This window comes from Streptomyces sp. NBC_00158, from assembly GCF_045160885.1.
Lineage (GTDB): Bacteria > Actinomycetota > Actinomycetes > Streptomycetales > Streptomycetaceae > Streptomyces.
The window spans coordinates 2,327,837-2,351,916 of record NZ_CP108161.1; the positions used below are offsets into that span (position 1 = coordinate 2,327,837).

The window sequence follows — 24,080 nt, forward strand, 5'->3', positions numbered from 1 at the left end:
GCCCACGATCGTAGGGCCCACCCATGCAACTTACTGAGGCTTTAGTCAGTTCCCGGTATCGGGGGGAAAGGAGGCAGGATGTTGTCCATGTCCAACCTTTCGCCCTCCCCCGGCACCCCCATGGCGGCCAGCCCGCTGACCCGCGCCGTCCTCGAGATCGACGAGTACGCCTCCACCCTCGGCTGGGACAAGCCGGCCCGCCTCTTCGCCCTGGTCGACACGGCCCGGCTGCGCCGGCAGGAGCCCCGCCTCGCCGGGCAGCTCGGCCTGGACCAGGACGACGCGGGCAAGAGCCAGCTCACCCCGATCGAGCAGGACGAGGTTCCGGCCGGGACCCCGCTGGACAAGTTCCTCGGCACCATCGCCTGGCCCGACGCGGTCGTCGGCTGCGCCCTGACGGTGGAGCGGCTGATGCTGCCGCCGTCCGCCGAGGCCGCCGTGCCGGAGGGGCTGAACGACAAGCAGCTGACCAAGTGGGTCGCGGGCCACCCCGAGCGGCAGGAGGTGCGCCTGACGGTGGGCGTGCTGCGCGACGGCTCGCGGGAGTCGGCCGTACGGCTGCGGGAGAAGGACTCCTCCAGCGAGGTGCTGACCGGCGCGAGCCTGGTGCCGGGGCTGGCCGACGCGCTGGCGGCGACCTTCAGCTAGGGGCGGGAGGGGGGCTCGGTCAGGACGCGGTGCACTTCGGCAGTCCGGCCGTGTCCCCCTTGCCGATCTTCTCCAGTGCCTTGGCGGCGTCGCCGATGGTGGACACCTTCACCAGGGTCAGGCCCTCGGGTGTGTGCTGGGCCGCGGAGGCGCAGTTCTCGGCCGGGGTCAGGAAGTATTCGGCCCCGGCCTTGCGGGCGCCGATGGTCTTCATCTGGATGCCGCCGATGGGGCCGACCTTGCCCTCGTCGTCGATGGTGCCGGTGCCCGCGATGAACTTGCCGCCCGTGAGGTTCTCGGGGGTGAGCTTGTCGACGATGCCGAGGGCGAACATCAGGCCGGCGCTCGGGCCGCCGACGTCGGCGAGCTTGATGTCGATCGGGAACGGGAAGGTGTGGTCGGTCCCGGCCCGGATGCCGACGATGGCGTGGCCGTCGTCCTCCGCCTTGCCCGCGGTGATGGTGACCTTGGCGCTGCCGGTGGGCTCGCGGTTCGCCTTCTCCGCCTCGGCCGCCTCCGCGGCGGGCACGATGGTGAACTCGACGGGCTCGCCGGGCTTGTGCTTGGTGACGAGCTTGGCCACGTCCCCGGGGACGGTGACGGGGGCGCCGTCCACCGCCTTGATCACGTCACCGGCGTGCAGCCTGCCCTCGGAGGGGCTGGCCTTGACGACGGTGGAGACGACGACGCGGGCGGTGACCGGGATGCCGAGCTGCTTGAGGGCGGCCACCTTGGCGCTCTCCTGCGACTGGCTGAACTCCTCGGCGTTCTCCTGCGTCGATTCCTTGTCCGTCTTGCCGTTCGGGTAGAGGTTCTCGTGCGGTACGACGATGTTGTCGCCGGCCACCCAGCCGTACACCGCTTCCAGCAGGTTCATGTCGTAGTCGGCGCCGGTGACGCGGACCGTGGTCATGTTGAGGTGGCCGCTGGTCGGGTACGTCTTGTGCCCCGAGATGCTCAGCACCGGCTCACCGCGCGAGTCGCCCAGCGTGTTCACGGTCGGGCCCGGGCTCATCTCGGAGTACGGGACCTTGATGAAGACCCCCGCGCAGAGCAGCGCGAACAGCACGAGGAAGGAGGCGAGCATCGTCGCGGTGCGGCGTGGCATGGATCGACAGTACGGGACGGCCCGGCCGGGCGGCCCGTGGGGCCGGTCCGTACGGGGTCAGCGGGCGGAGGGGGCTCTCGGGACGGTTCCCGGGACGCTTCAGACGGCGTCGGAACCGGAGTGCGCCTTTTCGTTCGTCCTCGCCCGGTCGGCCCGGTCCATGGCCTCGCGGAACCTGGCGTAGCCGGCCAGTTCGGATATGTCGCCCTGGGTTCGGTCGCGGGCCGCCCAGCTGCCCCATATCGCCGCCCCGATCGCGGCGAACAGCGGAATCAGCAACCACGCCAGTGATGCCATGAACGTGCCTCCCTGCCCCGAAAGTGCGTGTCGTTGGTGGCTTCAACGCTCGTGCCCGGAGGGGGGTTACGCAAATCGAGGGCGTGTTGCGCGGCCGAACGGGGGGAGGCTACCCCCCGCCCGTGAGGACCCCGCACCCGGCCCCCGTACCGGCGGCGTCAGCAGGCGACTGCGCCGGACTCCGTCCGTCGGCCCGGCGCACGCCACGGGTTCAGCAGGCGCCGACCCACTCCTCGGTGCCGTCGGAGAACGTCTGGTGCTTCCAGATCGGGACCTCGTGCTTGAGGTCGTCGATCAGCATGCGGCAGGCCTCGAAGGCCTCGCCGCGGTGCGGGCAGGAGACGGCGACGATCACGGCCAGGTCGCCCACGGCGAGGTCGCCGATGCGGTGTACGGCGGCCAGGGCGCGGACCGGGTACTTCGCCACGACGCGGTCGGCGACGCGGCGCATCTCGGCCTCCGCCGTCGGGTGGCAGGAGTAGCCGAGCGAGTCCACGTCGGCTCCGCCGTCGTGGTTGCGCACCGTCCCGACGAAGAGGGTGGTGCCGCCGGTGGCGTCGTCGCCGACGGCCTTGAAGACCTCGTCGATGGAGAGCGGGGTCTCACGGATTTCGAGCAGCCTGATGGGGTCCTGCGCGGCCTGCTCGCCGGGGTGGTCGAAGTGCGGTGCCATGTTCCCCATCGTGCCCTAGCCGCCGACCCGGTGGAATAGCCGTTTCGCCCGGGGCGCGGCGCGCCGGTTGGGAGCCTCCTACAGGAGACCGGCCCCGCCCCGGACCGGGCCGGTCCGGGGCCGTGTCCCGCAGGTCAGAGCCCGCGGCGGCGCCGGGCGCGGCGTACGGCGGCGGCCGCGCCGAGGAGGGCGACCGTCGCGCCGGCGGCGCCGGCGGCCGTGGCGGCGTCCTTGCGGCCGAGGCGGCGGCCGGCGACGGTGTGCCGGCCCGCGACCTCCTGGAGCAGCTCGGCCAGCACCTCCTCGTTGGTCCAGCGGGGCCGCCAGCCGGCCGCGTGCAGCCCGCTGACGCTGACCACCCAGGGGTGCATGGTGTAGGCGAGGTCCCCGGCCGGGGACGGGGTCAGGCCGATCCGGTGGAGCCGGGCGGCGGCGCCGAGCGCGACGGCGGAGGGCAGCTCCATGCGGCGGATCCCGCTGAGCTCCTCGACCTCCTCCTGTTCCAGCCAGCCCTCGCAGCCGACGGCGAGCTCGCCCTCGGCCTTCTCCAGGGCCGCGTACTCCAGGGCGCTGACCAGGTCCTCGACGTGGCAGAACTGCCAGGTGGGCCGGGATCCGGCGACGACGAGCAGGCGCGGGGACTCGAAGTAGCGGGTCAGGGCGGTGTCCGTGCCGCCGACCAGGACGGCGGGGCGGACCACGGTCACGTTGAGGCCGGGGTGGGCGCGGGGCGCGCGGCGGCCCAGGCGCTCGATCTCCAGGAGGTCGCCGACGCCGGTGGCCTCGGCGGTGGCGCGCAGCTCGGAGTCCTCCGAGAGCGGGATGTCGTTGTCCGGCAGGGCTCCGTAGACCATCGCCGAGGTGCACAGCACGACCCGGTGCACGCCGGCCGCGGCGGCTGCGGTGAGCACGGTCTGGGTGCCGCGCACGTTGTAGGCGGTGCGGGCGGCCGGGTCCGTCTCCAGGTCGAGGTCGAGCGCGAGGTGGACGACGACGTCCGCGCCGCGCAGCTTCTCGGCGATCGCGGGGTCCCGTACGTCCAGGACGTGCCACTGGGCGGCGGCGCAGTCCCCGCGCCGCTCGTCGATGGCCACGACCTGCTTGACCTCGTCGGATTCGACGAGGCGGCTCACCAGGGCGGCGCCGACGCCCGAGGCGGCCCCGGTCACCGCGATCACGGGGCTGGGGCGGCGCGGACCGGCCTGGTTTCGCGGCTGGCGAACGCCGGGGGCGCTGTCGTCGTGCTCAGGGCGGTTTTCGGCGTCGTGCGGCGCGCGAGCCTGCGGATCTGGGGAACTCACCGGGCGTCTCCAGCGGTTGTCTTCAGTGGGGACGCGCTGTGACGCGTACCCACCAGGTGATGTCCATCCTGCCGCAGCCCAGGACCCGGCGGAGCACCGAGCCCGGAAGCGGGAGTGGTGTCTAGGCTGGGTGGTGTTGTCGGACCATCGCCCGCCGGCTCCCGCCGGCGGCCCTACGAGCCGAGGAAACCCGTGAGCGACACCCCATTCGGATTCGGCCTTCCGCCGGAGGAGCCGGAGGACGGCGACAAAGGCAAGAAGGGCGGCCAGGGAGGTCCGGGCAATCCGTTCGGGTTCGGCCCGGGCGGCCTTCCCGGTGGCTTCCCGGGCGGTGCGGAGAATCCGTTCGCCGCGATGTTCGGCTCGATGAACCCGAACGACCTCGGTGCCGCCTTCCAGCAGCTCGGCCAGATGCTGAGCTACGAGGGCGGTCCCGTGAACTGGGACATGGCCAAGGACATCGCCCGCCAGACCGTCGCGCAGGGCACCGCGGACGGGGTCAAGGACGCGAGCGTCGGCATCGCGGAGAAGTCCGCGGTCGAGGAGGCCGTGCGCCTGGCCGACCTCTGGCTGGACGGCGTGACCTCCCTGCCGTCGGGTGCCAACGCGGCCGTCGCGTGGAGCCGTGCCGAGTGGGTCGAGGCGACCCTCCCGGTGTGGAAGGAGCTCGTGGACCCGGTCGCCGAGCGCGTGGGCGCGGCCATGGGCGGCGTGCTGCCCGAGGAGATGCAGGCCATGGCGGGCCCGCTGCTCGGGATGATGCGCTCCATGGGCGGGGCCATGTTCGGCCAGCAGATCGGCCAGGCCGTGGGCACGCTGGCGGGCGAGGTCGTCGGCTCGACGGACATCGGACTGCCGCTGGGCCCGGCCGGGCGGGCGGCGCTGCTGCCGCTGAACATCGAGGCCTTCGGCAAGGACCTGAGCGTCCCCTCGGACGAGGTGCGGCTGTACCTGGCGCTGCGCGAGGCGGCGCACGCCCGCCTGTTCGCGCACGTGCCGTGGCTGCGCTCGCACCTGTTCGGTGCGGTCGAGGGTTACGCGCGGGGCATCAAGGTGGACACGTCGAAGCTGGAGGACGTGGTCGGCCAGCTCGACCCGTCGAACCCGGAGCAGCTCCAGGAGGCGCTGCAGGGCGGTATGTTCCAGCCGCAGGACACCCCGGAGCAGAAGGCCGCCCTGGCCCGCCTGGAGACGGCGCTCGCGCTGGTCGAGGGCTGGGTGGACGCCGTCGTGCACGAGGCGGCGAAGCCCCGTCTGACCTCGGCGGACGCGATGCGCGAGACCATGCGCCGGCGGCGTGCTTCGGGCGGCCCGGCGGAGCAGACCTTCGCGACGCTGATCGGGCTGGAGCTGCGTCCGCGGCGGCTGCGGGACGCCTCGCGGCTGTGGGCCTCGCTCACCGACGCGCGCGGCGTGGACGGCCGCGACGGGCTGTGGGAGCACCCGGACATGCTGCCGACGGCTTCCGACCTGGACGACCCGGACGGGTTCGTACACCGCGAGCACCTGGACTTCTCGGAGATCGACAAGATGCTCGGCGAGGCCGCCCAGCAGCGTGACGAAGAGGGCGACGACAAGAAGTGAACCTGTACGACGACGCGGTCCGGGTCCTGAAGGAGTTCGAGGGTCCGGACGCCCAGCAGGAAGAGCTTCGCGGGGTCTACCTGGACCACCTGGCCGCCCACGCTGACGGGATGTACAAGCCCTGCACGGCCGGGCACGTCACGGGCAGCGCCCTGGTGATCGACCCGGCCGGCGGCCGGGTGCTGCTGACCCTGCACAAGAAGCTCGGCATGTGGCTCCAGATGGGCGGGCACTGCGAGCCCGGTGACACCACCCTCGCCGGGGCGGCGATGCGCGAGGCCGTCGAGGAGTCGGGCATCGCCTCGGGGCTGACGCTGGTGGAGGGCGGGCCGGTGCGCCTGGACCGGCATCCGATCCCCGCGCCGTGCAACTGGCACCTGGACGTGCAGTACGCGGTGCTGGCCCCGGCCGGTGTGGAGGCGGAGATCAGCGACGAGTCGCTGGACCTGCGCTGGTTCCCGTACGCGGAGGTGGCGGCGGTCGCCGACACCTCGGTGGTGCGGCTGCTGGAGGCCACCCGGGCGCGGCTCGGCGCGTGAAGTGACGGGGAAGGGGCGGACCCGTGCGGGTCCGCCCCTTCCCCGTGCCCCGGTCCCGGCCCCGGTCCCGGCCCCGGTCAGTTCCAGGCGTTGTTCTGGTTCTGGGCGTGCGCGCCGTGCTGGCCCATGCCGTACTGGGCCGCGACGCCCTGTCCGAGCTGGGCGTTCTGCGGGGGCAGCACCTCGCTGGGCTGCACCAGGGCGAAGCCGGTGCCGAGGAAGCTGAGCTCCCAGCCCTCGCCGGTGTTGCCGCGGCGCCGCCACACGCCGGTGGAGTGCGTCTGGGCCTGCATCTGCACGCGCAGCGAGGTGGACCAGGCGACGATGGCGTCGGCGTCGGCGTTGACGTACTTGTCGGGGGTGACCTGCATCATCAGCGGCTGGCCGGAGGTCATGAGGGCGACCTTGCCGCGGCCGGAGATGTTGAGCTGGTACTTGCCCGAGCCGGAGATCCCGTACTGGCTGTCGACGGCGATGACCTCGGTGTGCAGGGTGGAGTCCATGGCGAGGACGTAGCCGCTGTCCACGGTGAGGCCGTCGTGGTCCACGTCGACGACGTGGACGTACTGGGCGAGGTTGGCGAAGTAGACGGTGCCCTGGCCGGAGCAGCGCATCAGGTCGAGGCCCTCGCCGGTGCGGCGGCGGGCACCCCGCTGGTTGCTGCTCTGGTACTCGCCGTCGAAGTCGACGATGCCCTGGTAGGCGACCATCGAGCCCTTGCGGGCGAGGATGTCGTCGGAGCCGTTCAGGGTGACCCTCAGGAGCTGGGGGTTCTGGACGGTGTACCGGTCCTGGGACTGCTGCTCGGCGTGGCCGAAAAGTGAGCTCTGCATGGTGTGTCCGCTCCCCCTCAGCCCCGGGTCCGGAGCCGGTCGGTGCTGTCCTCGCTGGGCTGTACGACGACGATGCCCTGGCCGGAGAAGGCCATCTGGTAGGCCTCCCCGCTGCCCCGGCCGATCATCGACGAGGCCTTGAAGCTGCGCTTCCCCTTGACCTTGAGGTTCGGGGACCAGGCGACGAGCGCGTCCGGGTCGACGTACGTCTCGTCGTCGCCGCGGCCGCAGTCGACCACGATCGGGGTGCCGCGCGAGGTGATGGCGACCCATCCGGTGCCGGCGACCTGGACGTTGAACAGGCCCTGGCCGGCGAACTTCGCCATGCCCTTGACCCGCTCCACGCCCCACTGGAGGTGGGCGTCGAAGGCCAGGAGGTTGGTGCCGTTGACGGAGAGGGCGTCGTTGTTGAGGTTGATGCAGACGACGTCCGCGCCGTAGTCGGCGAGGTAGAGCAGGCCGTCGCCGGTGCACTTCATCAGGGGCGCGCCCTCGCCGGTCAGCCACTGGGAGGCCATCTGGCGGACGGCGGGCGGGTTGGGCTCGTACTGGACGAAGCCCTCGTATGCCACCATCGAGCCGGTGCGGGCGAAGAGGTCCTGGCCGCTCTGCATGGCGACCTTGAGCATGGCCCGGCCGTGGTTCTCCATCCGGGCCGTGACGGGTGTCGGGGCGTAGCCCGCGAGCTGCTGGTTCATTGCGTTCATGGCGTTCATGTGGGGCTCCCTCAGACCTCGTACGGCTGGACGACGATGAAGTTGCCGGGGGCGCCGCGGAACTGGAGGTTCACGGTCTCCCCGCTGTGGCCCGGGTAGGCGTTGCGGCGCAGCCGCACCTGGCTGGAGATGATCACCTGCGAGGCGGCCGACCAGGCGACGATGGCGTTGCTGTCGGCGAAGGTGGTCGGGGTGACCGGCAGGACGACGGGCACGCCGTGCGTCTTGACGATGACCGTGCCGGAGCCCTGGAACAGCATCGTGAACAGGGCGCCGCCGGGGATGCCGTGGCCCTCGATGCGGCGGACCTCGTGCTGGAGGGACTCGTCGAAGGCGAGGACGCTCTCGGCGGAGACGCAGATGCCGTCGCCCTGGAGCTCGATGGCGTGCAGGTGGGCGCCGTTCTCGGCGAGGAAGACCTGGCCGCGGCCGGTGCAGCGCATCAGCTGCATCTCCTGGCCGGTGGCGTTGCCGACGATGCGGCCGGCGAAGCCCGCGCCCTTGTAGCTGAAGTCGACCTTGCCCTGGTAGAGGACCATGCTGCCCTGGCGGGCGAGGACGGCCTGGCCGCCCATCGACAGGTCGACGCGCATGAGCTGCTGGTTCTGCGGGGTCCAGCGGGCGCCGGTGGGGGCTTCCTTGTACGGCTGGAGGGCGAGGGCGAGTCCGGCGCCGGGCGCGGCGGCCTGCGGGGCCTGGCCGTAGGGGGCCTGGGGCTGCTGGCCGTACGGCGGCTGCTGGCCGTAGGGGGCCTGCGGGGCGGGCGGCTGGCCGGGGACCTGGCCGTACGAGGGCCCCGGCTGCTGGCCGTAGGGCGCGGGGGCCGGGGCCGGCGGCGGGACCTGGCCGCCGTATGACTGCTGCGGCTGCTGGCCGTGGGCGGGCGGGCCGGGCTGCTGGGGCGGGTGGGGCGGCTGGCCGTACGGGGCCGCGGGGGCGGTCCCGCCGATCGGGCCGACCATGGTCGGGGCCGAGTGGACGGGCACGGGTGCGGGCGCGGGCGCCGGGGGCTGCGGGGCCGGGGGCTGCTGCTGCGGCGGGGCGTACGGCGCGGGGGCGGGCGGCTGCTGCTGGACCGGGGCGCCGAAGGACGGGGCCGGGGCGGCGGCCTGAGGGGGCGGGGCGAACGCGGGGGCGGCTGCCTGCGGCTGCGCCGGGGCCTGCGGCTCGGGCTGCGGCTCGTCCTCGGCGACCTCGCCGCCGAAGTGCTCCAGCAGCGCGCCGAGTCCGCCGTCGAAGCCCTGGCCGACGGCGGCGAAGCGCCACACGTCCTTGCGGTAGAAGTCGCCGATCATCAGCGCGCGTTCGGTGCTGAACTCGGAGCCGGTGAAGGAGTACCGGACGACTTCCTCACCGCCGGCCACGATCCGGATGTAGCCGGGGCCGATCTGCGACATCTGGCCGGCACCGTCGAGGGTGGCGCTGAAGGACAGCTTGTGGATGGACGCGGGCACGTGGTCGAGGGTCACCCGGAAGGACTCGGTGTCCCCGGCCTGCGCGCCGAGCTGCTGGATCGACTCCTCGGGCGACTTCGGCTGGTTGTAGAAGACGAAGTAGCGGTCGTCCGACAGGCGCTCGTCGGCGTCGAGGCCGAAGCAGCTGATGTCGAAGGTGAGCCCGGGCCCGGCGATCTGGACGCCCACGTACAGATCGGTGCCCGCCGTCAGATCACTGATCTTGGCCTTGTGGCCGCGTTGGAATTCCCTGGCCATGTGTCCGACCGTCCCCCATCCCGACTTCGACTGCTCGATGTGTGCCGCTCAGGCTAACGGCTCCTGCCGACATCCGGCCAAGCCGGTACCGACCCGCTCCCGGCCCGGTACCGCCCCGCTTCCGGGCCGGTTCCGGTCGGGGACCCGGCCCCGCTCCGACCCGGTGCGCGTCCGTGCTCCCGTGACGGGAGGTCACTCCTCGCGGGCGGCCGGGACCCGGGGCATCCGCTCCGCCGCGGCCACCCCTTCGAGGAACCCGCGGGCCCGCTCGGTCTTCGGGTAGGCCTCCAGCAGCGCCCAGAAACGGGGGCCGTGGCCGGGCACCAGGAGGTGCGCCAGCTCGTGCAGCAGCACGTAGTCGACGACGTACTCCGGCATCCCCTGGATGCGGTGGGACAGCCGGATGCTGCCCTCCGCGGGGGTGCAGGAGCCCCACCGGGTGTTCTGGTTGGTGACCCAGCGCACCGACAGCGGACGCGCGCGGCCGCTGAAGTACTGCTCGGACAGACGCTCGGCGCGCGCGATCAGTTCCGCGTCGCCGAGGGTGCGCTTGCTCTCCTGGGCGGCGAGCTTGTCGAGCATGACGCCCACCCAGCGCCGCTCCTCGGCCTCTGACATCCGGGCGGGGATCAGGACGACCGTCCGCTCGCCCTCGCGGTAGGCGGACACGGTCCTGCGGCGGCGCGCGCTCCGGCGTACTTCGACGGCGCGCTGTGGCGGGTCGGCTGGCACGCGTCGACGGTACCCGGTCGCCGTGGCGGAAGTCCCGCGCGTCCGCGGTTCGGAACATGATCGGTTCGCCGGGAACCGCAAACACCCCTATTCCTCATCTCATATGCCCAATACCCCTCGCCTGTGGACGAATTCCCGCGCCCGGTCCGGCGGCCGGGCATGGTGGCGGAGACGGGGAACGACGCGGTGGTTCGTCAGGACGGGGAGGCATTGATGTATCCGAAGGTGAAGCCGGCGCTGGCACGGGCGTGGCGGGACCTGCAGACGGTCCAGTTCGGGGTGACGCCGGCCCACGCGGTGGTGCTCGGACCGCTGGACACGGCGACCGGATCGCTCATCGACCGGATCGACGGGACGCGGGGCATGGAGCTGCTGCGCGCCGAGGGGGCCGGGATGGGACTGCCGGAGGGGCAGGTGGACGGGCTGGTCCGGCACCTCGCCGGGGCCGGGCTGCTCGACGACCACACCGCGGGAGGGCCGCGGGCGCAGGCCGTACGGAGAAGGCCCGAGGTGCTGGAGCGGCTGGGGCCCGACCTGGGCTCGCTCTCCCTGGTGCACCGGGAGCCGGGTGGTGATCTGCGGGGGGTCGCGGCGCGCAGGGCGTTACGGGTCCAGGTTCGCGGGAGCGGCCGGGTGGGGGCGGTGATCGCCGCCGTGCTGGCGGGGGCCGGGGTGGGCCGGGTGGACGTGCTCGACGGGGGGCGGGTGGAGCCGGCCGACGTGGCTCCGGGCGGTCTGGATCCGGGGAGCGTGGGCCGGCCGCGGGCCGAGGCGGCGGGGGCGCTGGTGCGGGAGTCGGCACCGGGGCGGGCGCCGGGTGCGGGGGATCCCGGGGGGCCCGGGCCGGAGCCGGCCCTGGTGGTCCTCGCGCCCCGGGACGGCCTCCAGGCGTGGGCCCCCGATCCGGCGACGGCGGCCGACTGGGTGGCGAGCGGCACCCCGCACCTGTACGCGGGGGTGCTGGAGGGTACTGGGCTGGTCGGGCCCCTGGTGCTGCCCGGATCCACGGCCTGCGCGGGGTGCATGGAGCGCGACCGCGTCGACCGGGACCCGGCCTGGCCCAGGATGCTGGTCCAGTGGCGCTCGGCGCACCGCCGGCGCGGGCCGGGGGCCTGCGACCTGGGGCTGTCCACGGCGGTGGCCGGCCTGGCCGCCGCGCACGCCCTGGCCTTCCTCGACGGGCAGCTGCCCGCCTCGACGGCCACCCGGTGGGAGGCCGCCCTGCCCGGCCTGCACTGGCAGCCCGCCGCGCTGCGCCCTCATCCGGACTGCCCCTGCGCGGCCGCTGCCCCCGAGCCGGCGGCGGGTCCGGCCGCGGAACCGGCGGCGGGTTCCGGGGCGGTGCGGTCGTGAGCCGCCGGACTCCCGGCGGAGCCGGGGCGGGTGCCCCGGTCCGGGTGCCAGGGGGGCCATGGCAGGATGCGACGAGGGCCGAGCCGCGCCCCGAACCGCCGCTCGCGGCACAGCAGTCCGGAAACTGGAGGGGCTCATGTCCGATCTTCCCCGGAAGGCGGTCACGCGCACCGTCAAGCTGGCCGCGCTCCCACTGGGCATCGCGGGCCGGGCCACCTGGGGGCTGGGCAAGCGGATCGGCGGCAAGTCGGCCGAGATCGTGGCCCGGGAGCTCCAGCAGCGCACCGCCGAGCAGCTGTTCCGCACGCTCGGGGAGCTGAAGGGCGGCGCCATGAAGTTCGGGCAGGCCCTCTCGGTGTTCGAGTCGGCGCTTCCCGAGGAGGTCGCGGGCCCCTACCGGGCGGCGTTGACGAAGCTCCAGGAGGCGGCCCCGCCGCTGCCGGCGGCGCGGGTGCACGAGGTGCTGGCGGAGCGGCTCGGCGAGGACTGGCGGGACCTGTTCGAGGAGTTCGAGGACAAGCCGGCGGCGGCCGCCTCGATCGGGCAGGTGCACCGGGCCGTGTGGCACGACGGCCGGCAGGTGGCCGTCAAGGTCCAGTACCCGGGGGCCGGGGAGGCACTGCTGTCCGACCTCAAGCAGCTGGGCCGGTTCGCGGGCCTGCTGGGGCCGCTGGTCCCGGGCATGGACCTCAAGCCGCTGATCACCGAACTGCGGGACCGGGTCGCGGAGGAGCTTGACTACGAGCTGGAGGCCGAGGCGCAGCGCACCCACGCCGACGCCTTCGACGCCGACGAGGACGTGGTCGTCCCGGACGTCGTGCACCAGGGCGACCAGGTGCTCGTGACCGAGTGGCTGGAGGGCGTCCCGCTCTCCGAGGTGATCGCCGACGGGACGCGGGAGGAGCGCGACCGCGCCGGACAGCTGCTGGCCCGGTTCCTGTTCTCCGGGCCCGCGCGGACGGGGCTGCTGCACGCCGATCCGCACCCGGGCAACTTCCGGCTCGTCACGGGGGCGGACGGCCGGATGCGGCTGGGCGTACTGGACTTCGGCACGGTGGACCGGCTGCCGGGCGGCTGGCCCAAGCCCATCGGCCGGTCACTGCGGCTGACCCTGGACGGGGACGCCGAGGGGGTCTACGGGCACCTGTGCGCCGAGGGGTTCGTCAAGGAGAGCATCGAACTCGACCCGGACGCGGTGCTGGACTACCTCAAGCCCATCATCGAGCCCGCCGAGGCGGACGAGTTCACCTTCACCCGGCCGTGGCTGCGCGGGCAGGCGGCGCGGATCGCCGATCCCCGCTCCCCCGCGCACCAGTTGGGGCGGCAGATCAACCTGCCGCCGTCCTACCTGCTGATCCACCGGGTGACGCTGAGCACCATCGGCGTGCTGTGCCAGCTGGGCGCGACGGTGCGGCTGCGCGACGAACTGGAGTCCTGGCTGCCGGGGTTCCTGCCCGAGGACTGACCGCGGGCGGGCGTCACCACCAGGAGGAGTCGAGCCGGCCCTCGATGGCCCGGAGGTTGGCTCGCGCGCAGTCGACGCAGAAGTACTGTCTGGCGCCGTTCTCCACCGAGCACGTCCAGGTGGGCGGCGGCGGGGCGCCTTCCGGGGGGCGGGCACCGCAGCGCGCGCAGACGACGGGCTGGGCCTCGGGCCCCGGGGTGGGTTGGGGGGTCGGCTGGTCCACCACCAGACGATATCCCCGCCGGCACTCGCGGGGCCCCGCAACGCACCGGGGGGACCGGTCCGTTCGGACCGGTCCCCCCGGTGCTGCCGTCGCCCGCTGTGTTCAGCGGGCGCCGACGGTGTTCATGCGGCTTTCAAGTCGCTTTCGAGCGGCTCCGGACCCGGTCGGGCCCGTCGGCGCTCAGTGCATGACGGCCATGGCCAGCGCGCGCCGGGCGCGCATGGAGACGCGCTCGGCCCTTCGCTGCATGCGCCGCGCGGCGACCAGGCGCAGGGCGTGACGCTCGGCGTCGACCTCGCGCATCCGGTCCTCCATATGGGCACGGGCCAGGGCTTCTGGGATGAGTTGCATTTCGCGGGTCCTGTTCTGACGCGAGGTGATCGCGCCTGCGGTGATGAAGTCTGCGGTGGCGGAGCCGTGCGGCTGCTCGCTCGTGGTGGCGTGGGGGGACATGGGGGCCTGCTTCAAGGGGTCGTGCGTGAGGGGACGGTCGATGGTTCCGATGGCGGTCATGCCGCTGCAACCGGGTTCTTGCGCGGACGGCCACGGGGCCGCTTGCGGGCCACGACCACGCCCTGGACGAAGAGCTCGCCGCCCCAGACGCCCCAGGGCTCGCGGCGCTCCTTGGCGCCGGCGAGGCAGGCCTCGACCAGCGGGCAGGTGCCGCAGAGGGACTTGGCGTACTCGACGTCCGCCGGGGACTCGGCGAAGAAGACCTCGGGGTCGAAGGTCCGGCACGGTACGGGGACGCCGAGGTTCTCGATGGCGTCGTCGAGCGCGGTGAGCGCGGTGAGGGGGGTCAAGGCGTGGTCCTCCGGGACTGCGGGCGGGGAGATCGTTTGGGTCTGCGGTACGGACGGGGCGTGCGCTTCGAGTTGCACGGTGTTTTCTTCCTCGTCTTGTTCGGCTAGTCGTTCCGGCCGGTCGGCCGGGTGGCGGCTGTGGTACCTGGTCTTGCCAGTCCCGAGGCCCCTTCGCTCCGTCGTCCCCGTTCGGGGACAAACAGAAGGGCCGCGGATCCCGGGTGGGGTTCCGCGGCCCTGAAGGCGCCGGCCTGATCATGCGATCAGGCTGGATCACTCCAGGGTTCGAGCCCGCGGAAGGCCCACATCAGGTGGTGCTGCGTCGTCTGCTGCTGCGTCTTGGATCCGGCACCGGCCGCGGCCGCGGCGCCATAGGCGCCATGCGCCTTCTGGGCTCCCGCTACTGCTGCCAGTGCCTTGGTCGGTCGCTCATTGCGCTCGCTGACCGGGAGGGTCGCCAGCAGGGCCGCGGGGCTGACAGCGGAAATCGCGGACAGACCGGTGCCCCGGAGGGAGACGGAACCGAGCAGGCAGGAAGCGGCGACCGAGCGATCGGTCATTTTGGTGAAGGTCATGAAGCTGGTCACTGGTCTCGCCTCCTCTCGGCGTCTCGGGGACTCGGCCCGGGGGCCTGTCCCATGTATTCGGATAAGTACAGCACGGATCCGGAGCTTCGGAGAAGCCACCGTTTCCGTTGCTAAGAACCTATGGGGCTTCGCCGGGCATGTGCAAACTATTTTTCCGACGAGTTTCTACGCGTCGTCAGGATCCTCACCGTCAGTCCCCTGACCAGTACAGATGGCCAGGACTTCGGCCCCGTACCGGTCGAGCTTGCGGCCCCCCACTCCGGAGATCATCGCGAGCTCTCCAGGCTCGGAGGGCGCGGCCTCCGCGATCGCCATGAGGGTTTTGTCAGTGAACACGCAGTATGCGGGCATTCCCTGGAGCTTCGACTGTGTTGCGCGCCACTCGCGCAGCCGCTCGTAGAGTCCCTCGTCCATGTCGGAGGGGCAGTCCCCGCAGCGCATCAGCTTGATGTCCCCGGCCTCGGTCAGGGTCCGGCCGCAGACCCGGCACAGCACCGGCCCCCGGCGGCCCCGCCCCCGCGCCGCCGCCTCGGCGGGGACTCCCGACCGGGCGGCGGGGGCCGCGGAGCCCGGCCGCAGCCCGTTCAGGAAGCGGCTGGGGCGACGGGAGGCCCGGCCGCCCGGAGCCCGGGAGAGCGCCCAGGAGAGCGTCAGGTGCAGCCGTGCGCGGGTGACGCCGACGTAGAGCAGCCGGCGTTCCTCCTCGACCTGGTCGTCGGTCTTGGCGTAGGTGATCGGCATCATGCCGTCGGTGAGGCCGACCAGGAACACGGCGTCCCACTCCAGGCCCTTCGCGGCGTGCAGCGAGGCGAGGGTGACGCCCTGGACGGTCGGCGCGTGCTGCGCGGCCCGGCGCTCGTCCAGTTCGACGGTGAGCTCGGCCAGTCCCGCGCCGGGGCGGGCGCGGGCGAAGTCCTCGGCGAGGCGGACCAGCGCGGCCAGCGATTCCCACTGGTCGCGCGCGGCGCCGGAGCCGGCCGGCGGCTCGGAGGTCCAGCCGGTGGAGCTGAGCACGGCCCGGACCTGGGCGCCGAGCTCGACGAGGTCGTCGAGCAGCGGGTCGTTGCCCGCGGAGCGGGCGGCTCCGCGCAGCGCGAGGACCGCCTTCTGCACCTCGGCGCGCTCGAAGAAGCGCTCCGCGCCGCGCAGCTGGTACGGGACGCCGGCGTCGGCGAGGGCCTGCTCGTAGACCTCGGACTGGGCGTTGATGCGGAAGAGCACGGCGATCTCGCCGGCCGGGACCCCGGCCGCGATCAGGTCGCGGACCCGGCGGGCCACGCCCTCGGCCTCGGCGGGCTCGTCCGGGTACTCGGCGTAGACGGGGTCGGGGCCGGGCTCGCGCTGGGAGACCAGCTCCAGCCGGTGTTCGGCGGCCCGGCCGCGGGCCTGGTTCAGCAGGCCGTTGGCGAGGTGGACCACCTGGGGGGTGGAGCGGTAGTCGCGGATCAGCTTGACCACGGTGGCCTGCGGGTAGCGGGTGCGGAAGTTCAGCAGGTGGTCGGGGGTGGCGCCGGTGAAGGAGTAGATCGTCTGGCTGGCGTCGCCGACGACGCAGAGGCTGTCGCGGTCGCCGAGCCACAGGTCCAGCAGGCGCTGCTGGAGCGGGCTGACGTCCTGGTACTCGTCCACCACGAAGTGCTGGTACTGGGCGCGGATCTGCTCGGCGATGTCGTGCCGGTCCTGGAGGATGCCGACGGTGAGGAGCAGCACGTCCTCGAAGTCGATCATGCCGCGGTCGCGCTTGAGCTGCTCGTACGTGCCGTAGATCTGGGCGATCTCGGCCGTGTCCCGGGGGGCCTCGCGGCCCGCCTTGAGGGCGGCGGCCGGGTAGTCGGCGGGGACGGTCTGGGTGACCTTGGCCCACTCGATCTCGCCGGTGACGTCGCGCAGCTCGTTGCGGTCGAGGCGGACGCGGCACCGCGCGCCGGCCTCCGCCACGAACTGGATCTTGCGCTCCAGGAGCCGGGGCACCTCCCCACCGATCGCCCGGGGCCAGAAGTACTGGAGCTGGCGCAGGGCCGCGGAGTGGAAGGTGCGGGCCTGGACCCCGCCCGCGCCGAGGGCGCGGAGGCGGCCGCGCATCTCGCCCGCGGCCCGGTTGGTGAAGGTGACGGCGAGCACGCTGGCCGGCATGAGCTGGCCCGAGCGGACGCCGTAGGCGATCCGGTGGGTGATCGCGCGGGTCTTGCCGGTACCGGCACCCGCCAGCACGCACACCGGGCCGCGCAGGGTCGTGGCGACCTCGCGCTGCTCAGGGTCGAGGCCCTGGAGCACGGCGTCGGCGTCGACGTCGGGCGCGCCGCCGCCGGCCGGTACGGATGAGGAGTGCGTTGCTGCTGTCACCCCGCCATGCTGCCAGGTCGGGTGCGCCGGACGGGAAACCCGTCCACAGGCCCGCGGCATCCGTCGTACCGGCCGGACCGGTGGAGCAGCAGGTCCGGCGGGAGTGGATCAGCCGGCAGTCGGATCGGTCACACCGGGCGGCCCGGCGGGAATGGCCCGGCGGGGCCGGACGTTCGACTCCTCGGATCATCACCGGCACCACGGTCCACCGAGACCTCACAGAGGAGCGAGCATGCAGGACACCGGCACCGTCACGATGTACAGCACCACCTGGTGCGGCTACTGCCGTCGGCTGAAGACCCAGCTGGACCGGGAAGGCATCGCGTACAACGAGATCAACATCGAGCTCGACCCGGAGTCCGCGGCGTTCGTGGAGAAGGCCAACAACGGCAACCAGACGGTCCCGACCGTGCTCGTGAAGTCCGCCGCAGGCAGCGAGTCCGTCATGACGAACCCGAGCCTCGCCCAGGTCAAGCAGGCCCTCGCCGTCTGACCGTCAGGGACGCGCGCTTCCGGAAAGGCCCCCGCCGCGGCGGGGGCCGTTCCGCGTCCCGGGCCGGTACGCAGGCGGCTCAGACCGCCGCCGGCCCCTTGGGCAGCGGCTGCCCGTACCAGAGCTCGACCAGGCGGGCCGCGATGGAGATCCCCGACGGGGGCAGGACCTCGCCCGCCTCGATCGCGGCGCGGTAGTCCTCGCGGGAGAACCAGCGGGCCTCCTGGATCTCCTCGCCGTCGACCGTGATCTCCGAGCTGACCGCGCGGGCGTTGAAGCCCAGCATCAGGCTGTACGGGAACGGCCAGGGCTGGCTGGCGACGTACTCGACCTCGCCGATCCGCACCCCCGCCTCCTCCCACACCTCGCGGACCACGGACTGCTCTATCGACTCGCCCGGCTCCACGAAGCCCGCCAGCGTCGAGAAGCGGCCCTCCGGCCAGTGCACCTGGCGGCCCAGCAGCGCCCGGTCCTGCTCGTCGGTGACCAGCATGATCACCGCCGGGTCGGTGCGCGGGTAGTGCTCGGCGCCGCAGCCCGGGCAGCGGCGGATGTGGCCGGCCGCCGCGACGACGGTGCGCTCGCCGCAGCGGGAGCAGAAGCGGTGCATCCGCTGCCAGTTCTCCAGCGCCACCGCGTGCACCATCAGCCCCGCGTCGCGCGGGTTCAGCAGCAGCCCGGCCTCGCGCAGCCCGGCCGGGCGGGCCGACTGGTCCATGCGGCCCGGCAGGGAGTCCTTCTGCAGCGCGAAGTACCGTACGCCGTCGTCGTCCGTCCCCAGGAAGTACCGGTGCGTCTCGGTGACCGGGGCCTCGAAGGCGGGGGTCATCACGATGCCCGTGCCGCCGTCGGGCGTGTCGTCGATCAGCACCTGTCCGCCGGAGACGACGAAGACGCGGGTCGTCGGGTGGCTCCAGGCGGCGGCGAGCCACGCCTCGTCGAGGCGGTGGTGCGCGGCTCGGTCGATGCCGCTGGGCGCGGTGAGCGACAGAGGACGCTCGGTGTGGGTGCTCACTGGTACTTCCAACTCCCCCGGTGGTGGGACAAGGCAGGCGTACGGGACGTGCTTCAGTCGGTGGTGGCGGTGGCCGCGGCGGGCTGCGGCGGCGACCAGTTCGCGGCGAGGTCGCCCCACAGGTAGGCGGTGGTCTCCACGCCCTTGAGGAGCAGGTCGAGCTCGACCTTCTCGTTCGGCGAGTGCCAGCCGTCGGACGGGACGGAGATCCCGAGGAACAGGACGGGCGCGTCCAGCACGTCCTGGAGGTCGGCCGCCGGGCCGGAGCCGCCCTCACGGGTGAAGCGGACCTGCTGTCCGAAGGCGCGGCCCATGGCGCGGACCACGGACTGCAGCGCCGGGTGGTCCAGCGGGGTCAGGCAGGGGCGGGTGGGCGCGCCGAAGGTGACGGAGTACCGGATCCCGGCGGGCACGCGGGCCCCGAGCCAGTCCCGGAAGGCCGCCTCGACCTCGTACGGGTCCTGCCCGGAGACCAGGCGGAACGACAGCTTCAGGTGGGCGGAGGCGGGCACGATGGTCTTGCCGCCGGGGCCCTGGTAGCCGCCGCCGATGCCGTTGACCTCGGCGGTCGGGCGGGCCCAGACGCGCTCCAGGGTGGAGTAGCCGGCCTCGCCGGCGGCCGCGTACGACTTGGCCGTGCGCAGCCACTCGGCCTCGTCGAAGGGCAGCTCGGAGATCAGCCGGCGCTCGGCGTCGGTCAGCTCGGCGATGCCGTCGTAGAACCCGGGGAGCGTGACCCGGCCGTCCTCGTCGTGCAGCGCCGCGACGACGCGGGCGGCGACCGTCGCCGGGTTGGGCACGGCACCGCCGAAGGCGCCCGAGTGGATGTCCTGGTCGGGGCCGTGGAAGTCGATCTCGCAGTCGGCGACGCCGCGCATGCCGGTGCAGACGGTGGGGGTGGTCTCGGACCACATGCCGGTATCGGAGACGATCACGACGTCGGCGGCGAGCTCGGCGGCCCGGGCCTCGACGAGGCCGCGGAAGTTCGGGGAGCCGGACTCCTCCTCGCCCTCGATGAGGAGCTTGAGGTGCACGGCGGGGGCCTCGGCGCCGGTCCCGGCGAGGTGGGCGCGCAGGCCGAGGGTGTGGAAGAACACCTGGCCCTTGTCGTCGGCGGCGCCGCGCCCGTACATCCGGCCGTCCTTGACGACCGGCTCGAAGGGCTCGGTGTGCCAGCCGTCGGCGAGGGCGGCGGGCTGGACGTCGTGGTGGCCGTAGACGAGGACGGTGGGGGCGGCCGGGTCGGCGGCGGGCCAGTGGGCGAAGACCGCGGGGGCGCCCGGGGTGTCCCACACCTCGGTGACCGGGAAGCCGGTCTCCTTGAGCTTCGCGGCGAGCCAGTCGGCGCTGCGGCGTACGTCGTCCGCGTGCTCGGGCTGGGCCGAGACGGAGGGGATGCGCAGCCACTCGGCGAGGTCGTCGAGGAAGGCGGCGCGGTGGGCGTCGATGTACGTGCGGACGACGTTGTCCGGGGTTTCGCTCATGGCCACGAGCCTAGCCGTCCGCCCTGGGGGCGCCGTCCGTGCCCGTTTCGCCTTGGAGGATCCACTCAAGCCGGTCCCGTCCGGGCAGGTCACGGGGGCGGATCACGCGGCCGCTGCGCACGTGCAGGAAGGCCGCCGTGACCCGGTCGAGGGGGGTACCGGTGGCTTCCGCCCAGGCGAGGCGGTACACGGCCAGCTGGAGGGGGTCGGCCTGGGTGGTCCGGCCGGTCTTCCAGTCGACCACCTCGTACGAGCCGTCGGGGTTGCGGTACACGGCGTCGATCCGGCCGCGGATCACCCGGCCGGCGAGGGTCAGCTGGACCGGGGCCTCCATCCGGTACGGGGTGCGCTCGGCGTACTCGCTGCGCTCGAAGGCGGCCTTGAGGGCGGCGAGGTCGGCCTCGTCTGCGACCTCCTGGTCGGAGCCGGGGAGGTCGGCGGCGGGGTCGAGGAGGTCGTCGAGGAGCGGCAGGGGCAGCTCGTCGAAGCGGGACTCCACCCAGGCGTGGAAACGGGTGCCCTGGCGTGCCGCGGGCTGCGGGGGCTTGGGCATGGGGCGGGCGAGATCGCGTACGAAGCCCTGCTCGTCGGCGGCCAGCCGCAGGAGCTGGCTCGCGGACAGGGCGGAGGGCAGCTCGACGTCCCGCACGGCTGCGCGGGCGCGGCGGAGCTCGCCCTCCAGGGCGTCGAGGTCCCGGTCCCAGGAGGCGACCGCCCGCGCCTCCTCGGGGGTCAGGTCCCCGACACCGCTACGCGGCGGGGGCCCCTCCGGGCGGGGGGCGTCGGGGTACGGCCGCGCCGGTCGCTCCGCGCGGTCCGGCGTGGTGGCGTACGGGTACGGGTACGGCCGCGCCGGGCCCCCGGCCGAGGCCTCGCCGGCCCAGAGGTCGTCGTCCCGCTCGGCGGTACCGGGCGCGCCCGGACCGCCCGCGGCCAGGGCCTCGCCGGCCCAGGGGTCGTCGGCGGGGTCGTCGCCGCGGGGCGTGCCCGGGTGGGCCGGTCCGGGGCCCGAGGACACGGCTTCCCCGGCCCAGGGGTCGTCGGCCGGACCGTGGTCCGTCGCCCGGGGGGCCGGTCCGGCTGCGCCGGGGGCGTCTGCCAGTGCTTCGCCCCACGGGTCGACGGGCACGGCTTCGCCCGCCCAGAGGTCGTCTGCGGCAGGGGCGGCGGCCTCGGGCCGGGGGTTCGTTTCCCCCACCCCGCCCCTTCCCGAAACCGGGGCTCCGCCCCGGACCCCGTCCCCGGCTGCGCCGGGCCGCGCGCGCACGGCTCCGCCGGCCCGGGACGCGCCGGGGGCGCCCGCCGGGGCTTCGCCCCACGGGTCGACGGGCACGGCTTCGCCCGCCCACGGGTCGTCCCCCTCAGGGAACGTCGCGGGTGCGGCACCCCCCGGCCGCGGGTCCCGTCCCGCTGGGCCGGAGGAACCGGCCGGGGCTTCGCCCCACGGGGCGGCCGGCACGGCTTCGCCGGCCCAGAGGTCGTCCTCGGGGGACACCGGCCCGGGGGCCGGGCCGGCTGTGCCGGCACGGTCCGGCGGGGCTTCGGAGCGCGGATCGTCCGCCGGAGGCAGGGGTTCCTCGTCGTACGACGGGTCCTCGCAGTCCGGGGGCCACAGGTACGGGTCGTCGGACGGCTGCGGGGTGCCGGGGGCGGTCAGGTGGGCTTCCACCAGGGCGGCCGCCTCGCGGCGGAGGGTGAGGGAGGCCGGGTCCAGGGGCAGGGGCCAGGAGTGGTCCGGGGTGGCGTCGGCGGCCAGGGCCGGGTTCTCGGCGTCGGGCTCGGGCTCCTCCGCCCAGGCCTCGATCTCGCCGAAGCCGGCCTCGCAGTGGGCGTACAGGGACTGCAGGAACGCCGAGGGGCCCCGGCGGCGCTTCTGGGTGGGGCCCCACCAGTGGCCCGAGGCGAGGAGGAGGGAGCGGGGGCGGGTGAAGGTGACGTAGCCGAGGCGGAGCTCTTCCGTCTCCTTGTGGGTCTTGAGGGCCGCCTTGAACGACTTCAGGCCCGCCGAGGTCCACGCCGGGACGTCCGGGAGGGTGTCGGCGTCGCCGCGCAGGGCGTACGGGAGGACCTTCGGGTACGAGGTCCAGGCCTCGGGGGCCTTCTCCTTCGGGAAGGAGCCCGCGCACAGGTCGGGGACGACCACCACGTCCCACTCCAGGCCCTTGGACTTGTGGGCGGTGAGGACCTTCACCGTGTTCTCCCCGCCCGGCAGGGCGTGGTCGAGGCCCTTCTCGTACTGGGCGGCCGTGCGCAGGAAGCCGAGGAAGGCCAGCAGGGTGGCCTCGCCGTCCAGGGCGGCGAAGCCGGCCGCGACGTCCAGGAAGTTGGAGAGGGTCTCACGGCGGCGCGCCGCGAGGGCGTGGGGGGAGGCGGAGAGTTCGACGTCCAGGCCGGTGGTCGACAGGACCCGGTGCAGGACGTCCATCAGCGGGTCGGAGAGCGAGCGGCGCAGGTCGCGGAGCTCCTGCGCGAGGTGCGCGAAGCGGACCCGGGCGGCTGCCGAGAAGGGCAGGTCTTCGGGGGCCGAGCCGTCCAGGAAGGTCTCCAGCGCGTCGGCCAGGGAGACGACCTCGGCCGGGTCGACGCCCTCGACCGCCGCCGCGAGCCGGCGGTCGGGGCCGTCGGCGGCGTCGGGGCGGGCGACCAGCTGCCGGGCGAGGCGCCCCAGCAGGGCCAGGTCGCGGGCGCCGATCCGCCAGCGGGGGCCGATGAGCAGGCGGACCAGGGCGGCGTTGGCCCCGGGGTCCTGGAGCACCTCGCAGACGGAGACCAGGTCGGCCACCTCGGGGAGGTGCAGCAGCCCGGAGAGGCCGACGACCTCGACCGGGACGTCCCGGGCGACCAGCACCGCCTGGATCCGCGCGAAGTCGGCGGCCGAGCGGCACAGCACGGCGATGTCGCCGGGCTCCCTGCCCGTGCGCACCAGGTGGGCGATGGAGTCGCCGAGCCACTCCAGTTCCTCGGCGTGGGTGTTCAGCAGGGCGCAGCGGACCAGGCCGTCGCGCTCGGCGCCCGGGGCGGGGCGCAGCGCCTCGACGCCCTCGTGCATGGCGCGCAGCGGGGCGGCGAGGCCGTTGGCGAGGTCGAGGAGGCGGCCGCCGCTGCGCCGGTTCTCGCTGAGGGAGAGCCGGGTGGCGGGGCGGCCGTCGGCGTGCGGGAAGTGCTCGGGGAAGTCGTCGAGGTTGGCGACGGAGGCGCCGCGCCAGCCGTAGATGGCCTGGCAGGGGTCGCCGACGGCGGTCACCGCGTGCCCGGTGCCCCCTCCGAAGAGGCCGGACAGCAGCAGCCGCTGGGCGACGGAGGTGTCCTGGTACTCGTCGAGGAGGACCACCCGGAACTCCTCGCGGAGCAGGGCGCCGACTTCCGGGCGGGTGGTGGCGAGCCGCGCGGACAGGGCGATCTGGTCGCCGAAGTCGAAGAGGTCGCGGGAGCGCTTGGCGGTTCGGTAGCGGGAGACCAGCTCCAGCAGCTCCAGGCGGCCTCGTACGGCCTCGGGGACCTTGCGCAGGTCCTCGTTGGTGAGCTTGGTGCCGGCGAGGACGTCGAGGAGTTCGGTGTCGTGGGCCCGCAGCGCGTCCGGCTCGACGAGGTGCTCGGAGAGTTCCCCGTCGAGCGCGAGGAGGTCGCTGACCAGGTCGGGGACGGACTTGGTGAGGGACGGGTAGGGGCCGGGTGCCTCGCGGAGCACCTTCGCGGCGAGCTGGAAGCGGGTGGCGTCGGCGAGGAGGCGGGCGCTGGGTTCCAGGCCGATGCGCAGGCCGTGGTCCTTGAGCAGCTGTCCGGCGAAGGCGTGGTACGTGGAGATGCGGGGCTCGCCGCCGGCCGTCCCGGCCTGGACGTCGGCCGGGGAGGGGTCGGGGTCGGTGACGCCGGCCTGGGCGAGGGCCTTGCGGACGCGCTCGGCGAGCTCGCCGGCGGCCTTGTTGGTGAAGGTCAGGCCGAGGACCTGCTCTGGGGCGACGGTGCCGGTGCCGACCAGCCAGACGACGCGGGCGGCCATGACGGTGGTCTTGCCGGAGCCGGCGCCCGCCACGATGACCTGGGGGGCGGCGGGAGCGGTGACGCAGGCCAGCTGTTCGGGCGTGAACGGGATCCCGAGGAGCTCCTTGAGCTGCTCGGGATCGTCGAGGGCGGGGGCGCGCCCGTTCACGTACGCGGTCATCTCAAAAGG

22 protein-coding genes are annotated in these 24,080 nt (G+C 73.7%); 6 read left to right on the top strand and 16 right to left on the bottom strand.

Going from position 1 to position 24,080, the window contains the following annotated elements; genetic code table 11:
* Positions 1–78 precede the first annotated feature (78 nt).
* On the top strand, positions 79–648 hold the full coding sequence (locus OG553_RS10305; RefSeq protein ID WP_405978685.1) for a PPA1309 family protein: 570 nt from the start codon (positions 79–81) through the stop codon (positions 646–648).
* A gap of 19 nt (positions 649–667) precedes the next feature.
* On the opposite strand, the gene OG553_RS10310 is transcribed toward OG553_RS10305, so the two are convergent.
* The 4 genes from OG553_RS10310 to OG553_RS10325 all read right to left on the bottom strand — a co-directional run bounded on the left by OG553_RS10310 (position 668) and on the right by OG553_RS10325 (position 4,027).
* Positions 668–1,756 carry a PDZ domain-containing protein gene (locus tag OG553_RS10310; protein ID WP_405978686.1) on the bottom strand — a complete coding sequence of 363 codons (1,089 nt, stop codon included), beginning with the start codon at positions 1,754–1,756 and terminating at the stop codon, positions 668–670.
* Positions 1,757–1,855: 99 nt separating this feature from the next.
* Complete coding sequence (locus tag OG553_RS10315) at positions 1,856–2,053, bottom strand: hypothetical protein (RefSeq protein ID WP_362465900.1); 198 nt, start codon at positions 2,051–2,053, stop codon at positions 1,856–1,858.
* Between the two features lie 211 nt (positions 2,054–2,264).
* A complete protein-coding gene (locus tag OG553_RS10320) occupies positions 2,265–2,726 on the bottom strand; it encodes a molybdenum cofactor biosynthesis protein MoaE (RefSeq protein ID WP_362465898.1) in 462 nt (153 codons plus the stop codon).
* A 134-nt stretch (positions 2,727–2,860) separates the two neighbouring features.
* The gene (locus OG553_RS10325; RefSeq protein ID WP_007266419.1) at positions 2,861–4,027 is read right to left on the bottom strand and encodes an SDR family oxidoreductase; all 1,167 of its coding nucleotides are present in this window, start codon (positions 4,025–4,027) and stop codon (positions 2,861–2,863) included.
* 192 nt (positions 4,028–4,219) lie between these two features.
* Here OG553_RS10325 and OG553_RS10330 point away from each other — a divergent pair, with 192 nt between their 5' ends.
* Entirely contained in the window at positions 4,220–5,611 is a 1,392-nt protein-coding gene (locus OG553_RS10330) for a zinc-dependent metalloprotease (protein WP_405978687.1), read from the top strand.
* Entirely contained in the window at positions 5,608–6,150 is a 543-nt protein-coding gene (locus tag OG553_RS10335; RefSeq protein WP_405978688.1) for an NUDIX hydrolase, read from the top strand. Before OG553_RS10330 ends, OG553_RS10335 begins: the two co-directional genes overlap by 4 nt.
* A 77-nt stretch (positions 6,151–6,227) precedes the next feature.
* On the opposite strand, the gene OG553_RS10340 is transcribed toward OG553_RS10335, so the two are convergent.
* The 4 genes from OG553_RS10340 to OG553_RS10355 form a co-directional block, all read right to left on the bottom strand.
* Positions 6,228–6,983 (bottom strand): AIM24 family protein, encoded by a 756-nt coding sequence (locus OG553_RS10340; protein WP_385767797.1) that lies wholly within the window; start codon positions 6,981–6,983, stop codon positions 6,228–6,230.
* A gap of 17 nt (positions 6,984–7,000) precedes the next feature.
* Positions 7,001–7,681, bottom strand: a complete 681-nt coding sequence (locus OG553_RS10345) for an AIM24 family protein (RefSeq protein ID WP_125594309.1) — start codon at positions 7,679–7,681, stop codon at positions 7,001–7,003.
* 29 nt (positions 7,682–7,710) lie between these two features.
* Positions 7,711–9,411 carry a TerD family protein gene (locus OG553_RS10350; RefSeq protein WP_405978689.1) on the bottom strand — a complete coding sequence of 567 codons (1,701 nt, stop codon included), beginning with the start codon at positions 9,409–9,411 and terminating at the stop codon, positions 7,711–7,713.
* 192 nt (positions 9,412–9,603) lie between these two features.
* The gene (locus OG553_RS10355) at positions 9,604–10,143 is read right to left on the bottom strand and encodes a M48 family metallopeptidase (protein WP_405978690.1); all 540 of its coding nucleotides are present in this window, start codon (positions 10,141–10,143) and stop codon (positions 9,604–9,606) included.
* Positions 10,144–10,356: 213 nt separating this feature from the next.
* On the opposite strand from OG553_RS10355, the gene OG553_RS10360 reads away from it, so the two are divergent.
* The gene (locus OG553_RS10360) at positions 10,357–11,496 is read left to right on the top strand and encodes a ThiF family adenylyltransferase (protein ID WP_405978691.1); all 1,140 of its coding nucleotides are present in this window, start codon (positions 10,357–10,359) and stop codon (positions 11,494–11,496) included.
* A gap of 136 nt (positions 11,497–11,632) precedes the next feature.
* Positions 11,633–12,961, top strand: coding sequence for an ABC1 kinase family protein (locus tag OG553_RS10365; RefSeq protein ID WP_405978692.1), 1,329 nt, complete (start codon positions 11,633–11,635; stop codon positions 12,959–12,961).
* 13 nt (positions 12,962–12,974) lie between these two features.
* Here OG553_RS10365 and OG553_RS10370 read toward each other — a convergent pair whose 3' ends face one another.
* The 5 genes from OG553_RS10370 to OG553_RS10390 all read right to left on the bottom strand — a co-directional run bounded on the left by OG553_RS10370 (position 12,975) and on the right by OG553_RS10390 (position 16,977).
* Positions 12,975–13,187 (bottom strand): hypothetical protein, encoded by a 213-nt coding sequence (locus tag OG553_RS10370; RefSeq protein ID WP_405978693.1) that lies wholly within the window; start codon positions 13,185–13,187, stop codon positions 12,975–12,977.
* A gap of 177 nt (positions 13,188–13,364) precedes the next feature.
* Positions 13,365–13,697 (bottom strand): hypothetical protein, encoded by a 333-nt coding sequence (locus tag OG553_RS10375; protein WP_405978694.1) that lies wholly within the window; start codon positions 13,695–13,697, stop codon positions 13,365–13,367.
* Positions 13,694–14,065: a WhiB family transcriptional regulator gene (locus OG553_RS10380; protein ID WP_007266407.1), complete on the bottom strand. Its 372-nt coding sequence runs from the start codon at positions 14,063–14,065 to the stop codon at positions 13,694–13,696. Before OG553_RS10380 ends, OG553_RS10375 begins: the two co-directional genes overlap by 4 nt.
* Positions 14,066–14,250: 185 nt before the next feature.
* Positions 14,251–14,562 carry a hypothetical protein gene (locus OG553_RS10385; RefSeq protein ID WP_405983009.1) on the bottom strand — a complete coding sequence of 104 codons (312 nt, stop codon included), beginning with the start codon at positions 14,560–14,562 and terminating at the stop codon, positions 14,251–14,253.
* A gap of 177 nt (positions 14,563–14,739) precedes the next feature.
* Complete coding sequence (locus OG553_RS10390; RefSeq protein WP_405978695.1) at positions 14,740–16,977, bottom strand: ATP-dependent DNA helicase UvrD2; 2,238 nt, start codon at positions 16,975–16,977, stop codon at positions 14,740–14,742.
* Positions 16,978–17,149: 172 nt separating this feature from the next.
* On the opposite strand from OG553_RS10390, the gene OG553_RS10395 reads away from it, so the two are divergent.
* Positions 17,150–17,410, top strand: a complete 261-nt coding sequence (locus OG553_RS10395) for a mycoredoxin (protein ID WP_007266404.1) — start codon at positions 17,150–17,152, stop codon at positions 17,408–17,410.
* A gap of 79 nt (positions 17,411–17,489) precedes the next feature.
* Here the strand turns inward: OG553_RS10395 and nudC are convergent, their stop codons facing one another.
* Genes nudC through OG553_RS10410 form a run of 3 tightly spaced genes read right to left on the bottom strand, consistent with a single transcriptional unit; the run spans position 17,490 to position 24,071 of the window.
* Positions 17,490–18,437, bottom strand: a complete 948-nt coding sequence (gene nudC, locus OG553_RS10400) for an NAD(+) diphosphatase (protein WP_405978696.1) — start codon at positions 18,435–18,437, stop codon at positions 17,490–17,492.
* Positions 18,438–18,478: 41 nt separating this feature from the next.
* Complete coding sequence (locus tag OG553_RS10405; RefSeq protein ID WP_405978697.1) at positions 18,479–19,909, bottom strand: dipeptidase; 1,431 nt, start codon at positions 19,907–19,909, stop codon at positions 18,479–18,481.
* A 10-nt stretch (positions 19,910–19,919) separates the two neighbouring features.
* Complete coding sequence (locus OG553_RS10410; RefSeq protein ID WP_405978698.1) at positions 19,920–24,071, bottom strand: UvrD-helicase domain-containing protein; 4,152 nt, start codon at positions 24,069–24,071, stop codon at positions 19,920–19,922.
* Positions 24,072–24,080: the final 9 nt, after the last annotated feature.

Bases quoted from the DNA above. Each gene is read 5' to 3' on its own strand.
- OG553_RS10305 (WP_405978685.1), top strand. From the start codon at position 79: ATGTTGTCCATGTCCAACCTTTCGCCCTCCCCCGGCACCCCCATGGCG.
- OG553_RS10310 (WP_405978686.1), bottom strand. From the start codon at position 1,756: ATGCCACGCCGCACCGCGACGATGCTCGCCTCCTTCCTCGTGCTGTTC.
- OG553_RS10315 (WP_362465900.1), bottom strand. From the start codon at position 2,053: ATGGCATCACTGGCGTGGTTGCTGATTCCGCTGTTCGCCGCGATCGGG.
- OG553_RS10320 (WP_362465898.1), bottom strand. From the start codon at position 2,726: ATGGCACCGCACTTCGACCACCCCGGCGAGCAGGCCGCGCAGGACCCC.
- OG553_RS10340 (WP_385767797.1), bottom strand. From the start codon at position 6,983: ATGCAGAGCTCACTTTTCGGCCACGCCGAGCAGCAGTCCCAGGACCGG.
- OG553_RS10345 (WP_125594309.1), bottom strand. From the start codon at position 7,681: ATGAACCAGCAGCTCGCGGGCTACGCCCCGACACCCGTCACGGCCCGG.
- OG553_RS10350 (WP_405978689.1), bottom strand. From the start codon at position 9,411: ATGGCCAGGGAATTCCAACGCGGCCACAAGGCCAAGATCAGTGATCTG.
- OG553_RS10360 (WP_405978691.1), top strand. From the start codon at position 10,357: ATGTATCCGAAGGTGAAGCCGGCGCTGGCACGGGCGTGGCGGGACCTG.
- OG553_RS10365 (WP_405978692.1), top strand. From the start codon at position 11,633: ATGTCCGATCTTCCCCGGAAGGCGGTCACGCGCACCGTCAAGCTGGCC.
- OG553_RS10375 (WP_405978694.1), bottom strand. From the start codon at position 13,697: ATGACCGCCATCGGAACCATCGACCGTCCCCTCACGCACGACCCCTTG.
- OG553_RS10385 (WP_405983009.1), bottom strand. From the start codon at position 14,562: ATGACCTTCACCAAAATGACCGATCGCTCGGTCGCCGCTTCCTGCCTG.
- OG553_RS10390 (WP_405978695.1), bottom strand. From the start codon at position 16,977: ATGCCGCGGGCCTGTGGACGGGTTTCCCGTCCGGCGCACCCGACCTGG.
- OG553_RS10395 (WP_007266404.1), top strand. From the start codon at position 17,150: ATGCAGGACACCGGCACCGTCACGATGTACAGCACCACCTGGTGCGGC.
- OG553_RS10405 (WP_405978697.1), bottom strand. From the start codon at position 19,909: ATGAGCGAAACCCCGGACAACGTCGTCCGCACGTACATCGACGCCCAC.
- OG553_RS10410 (WP_405978698.1), bottom strand. From the start codon at position 24,071: ATGACCGCGTACGTGAACGGGCGCGCCCCCGCCCTCGACGATCCCGAG.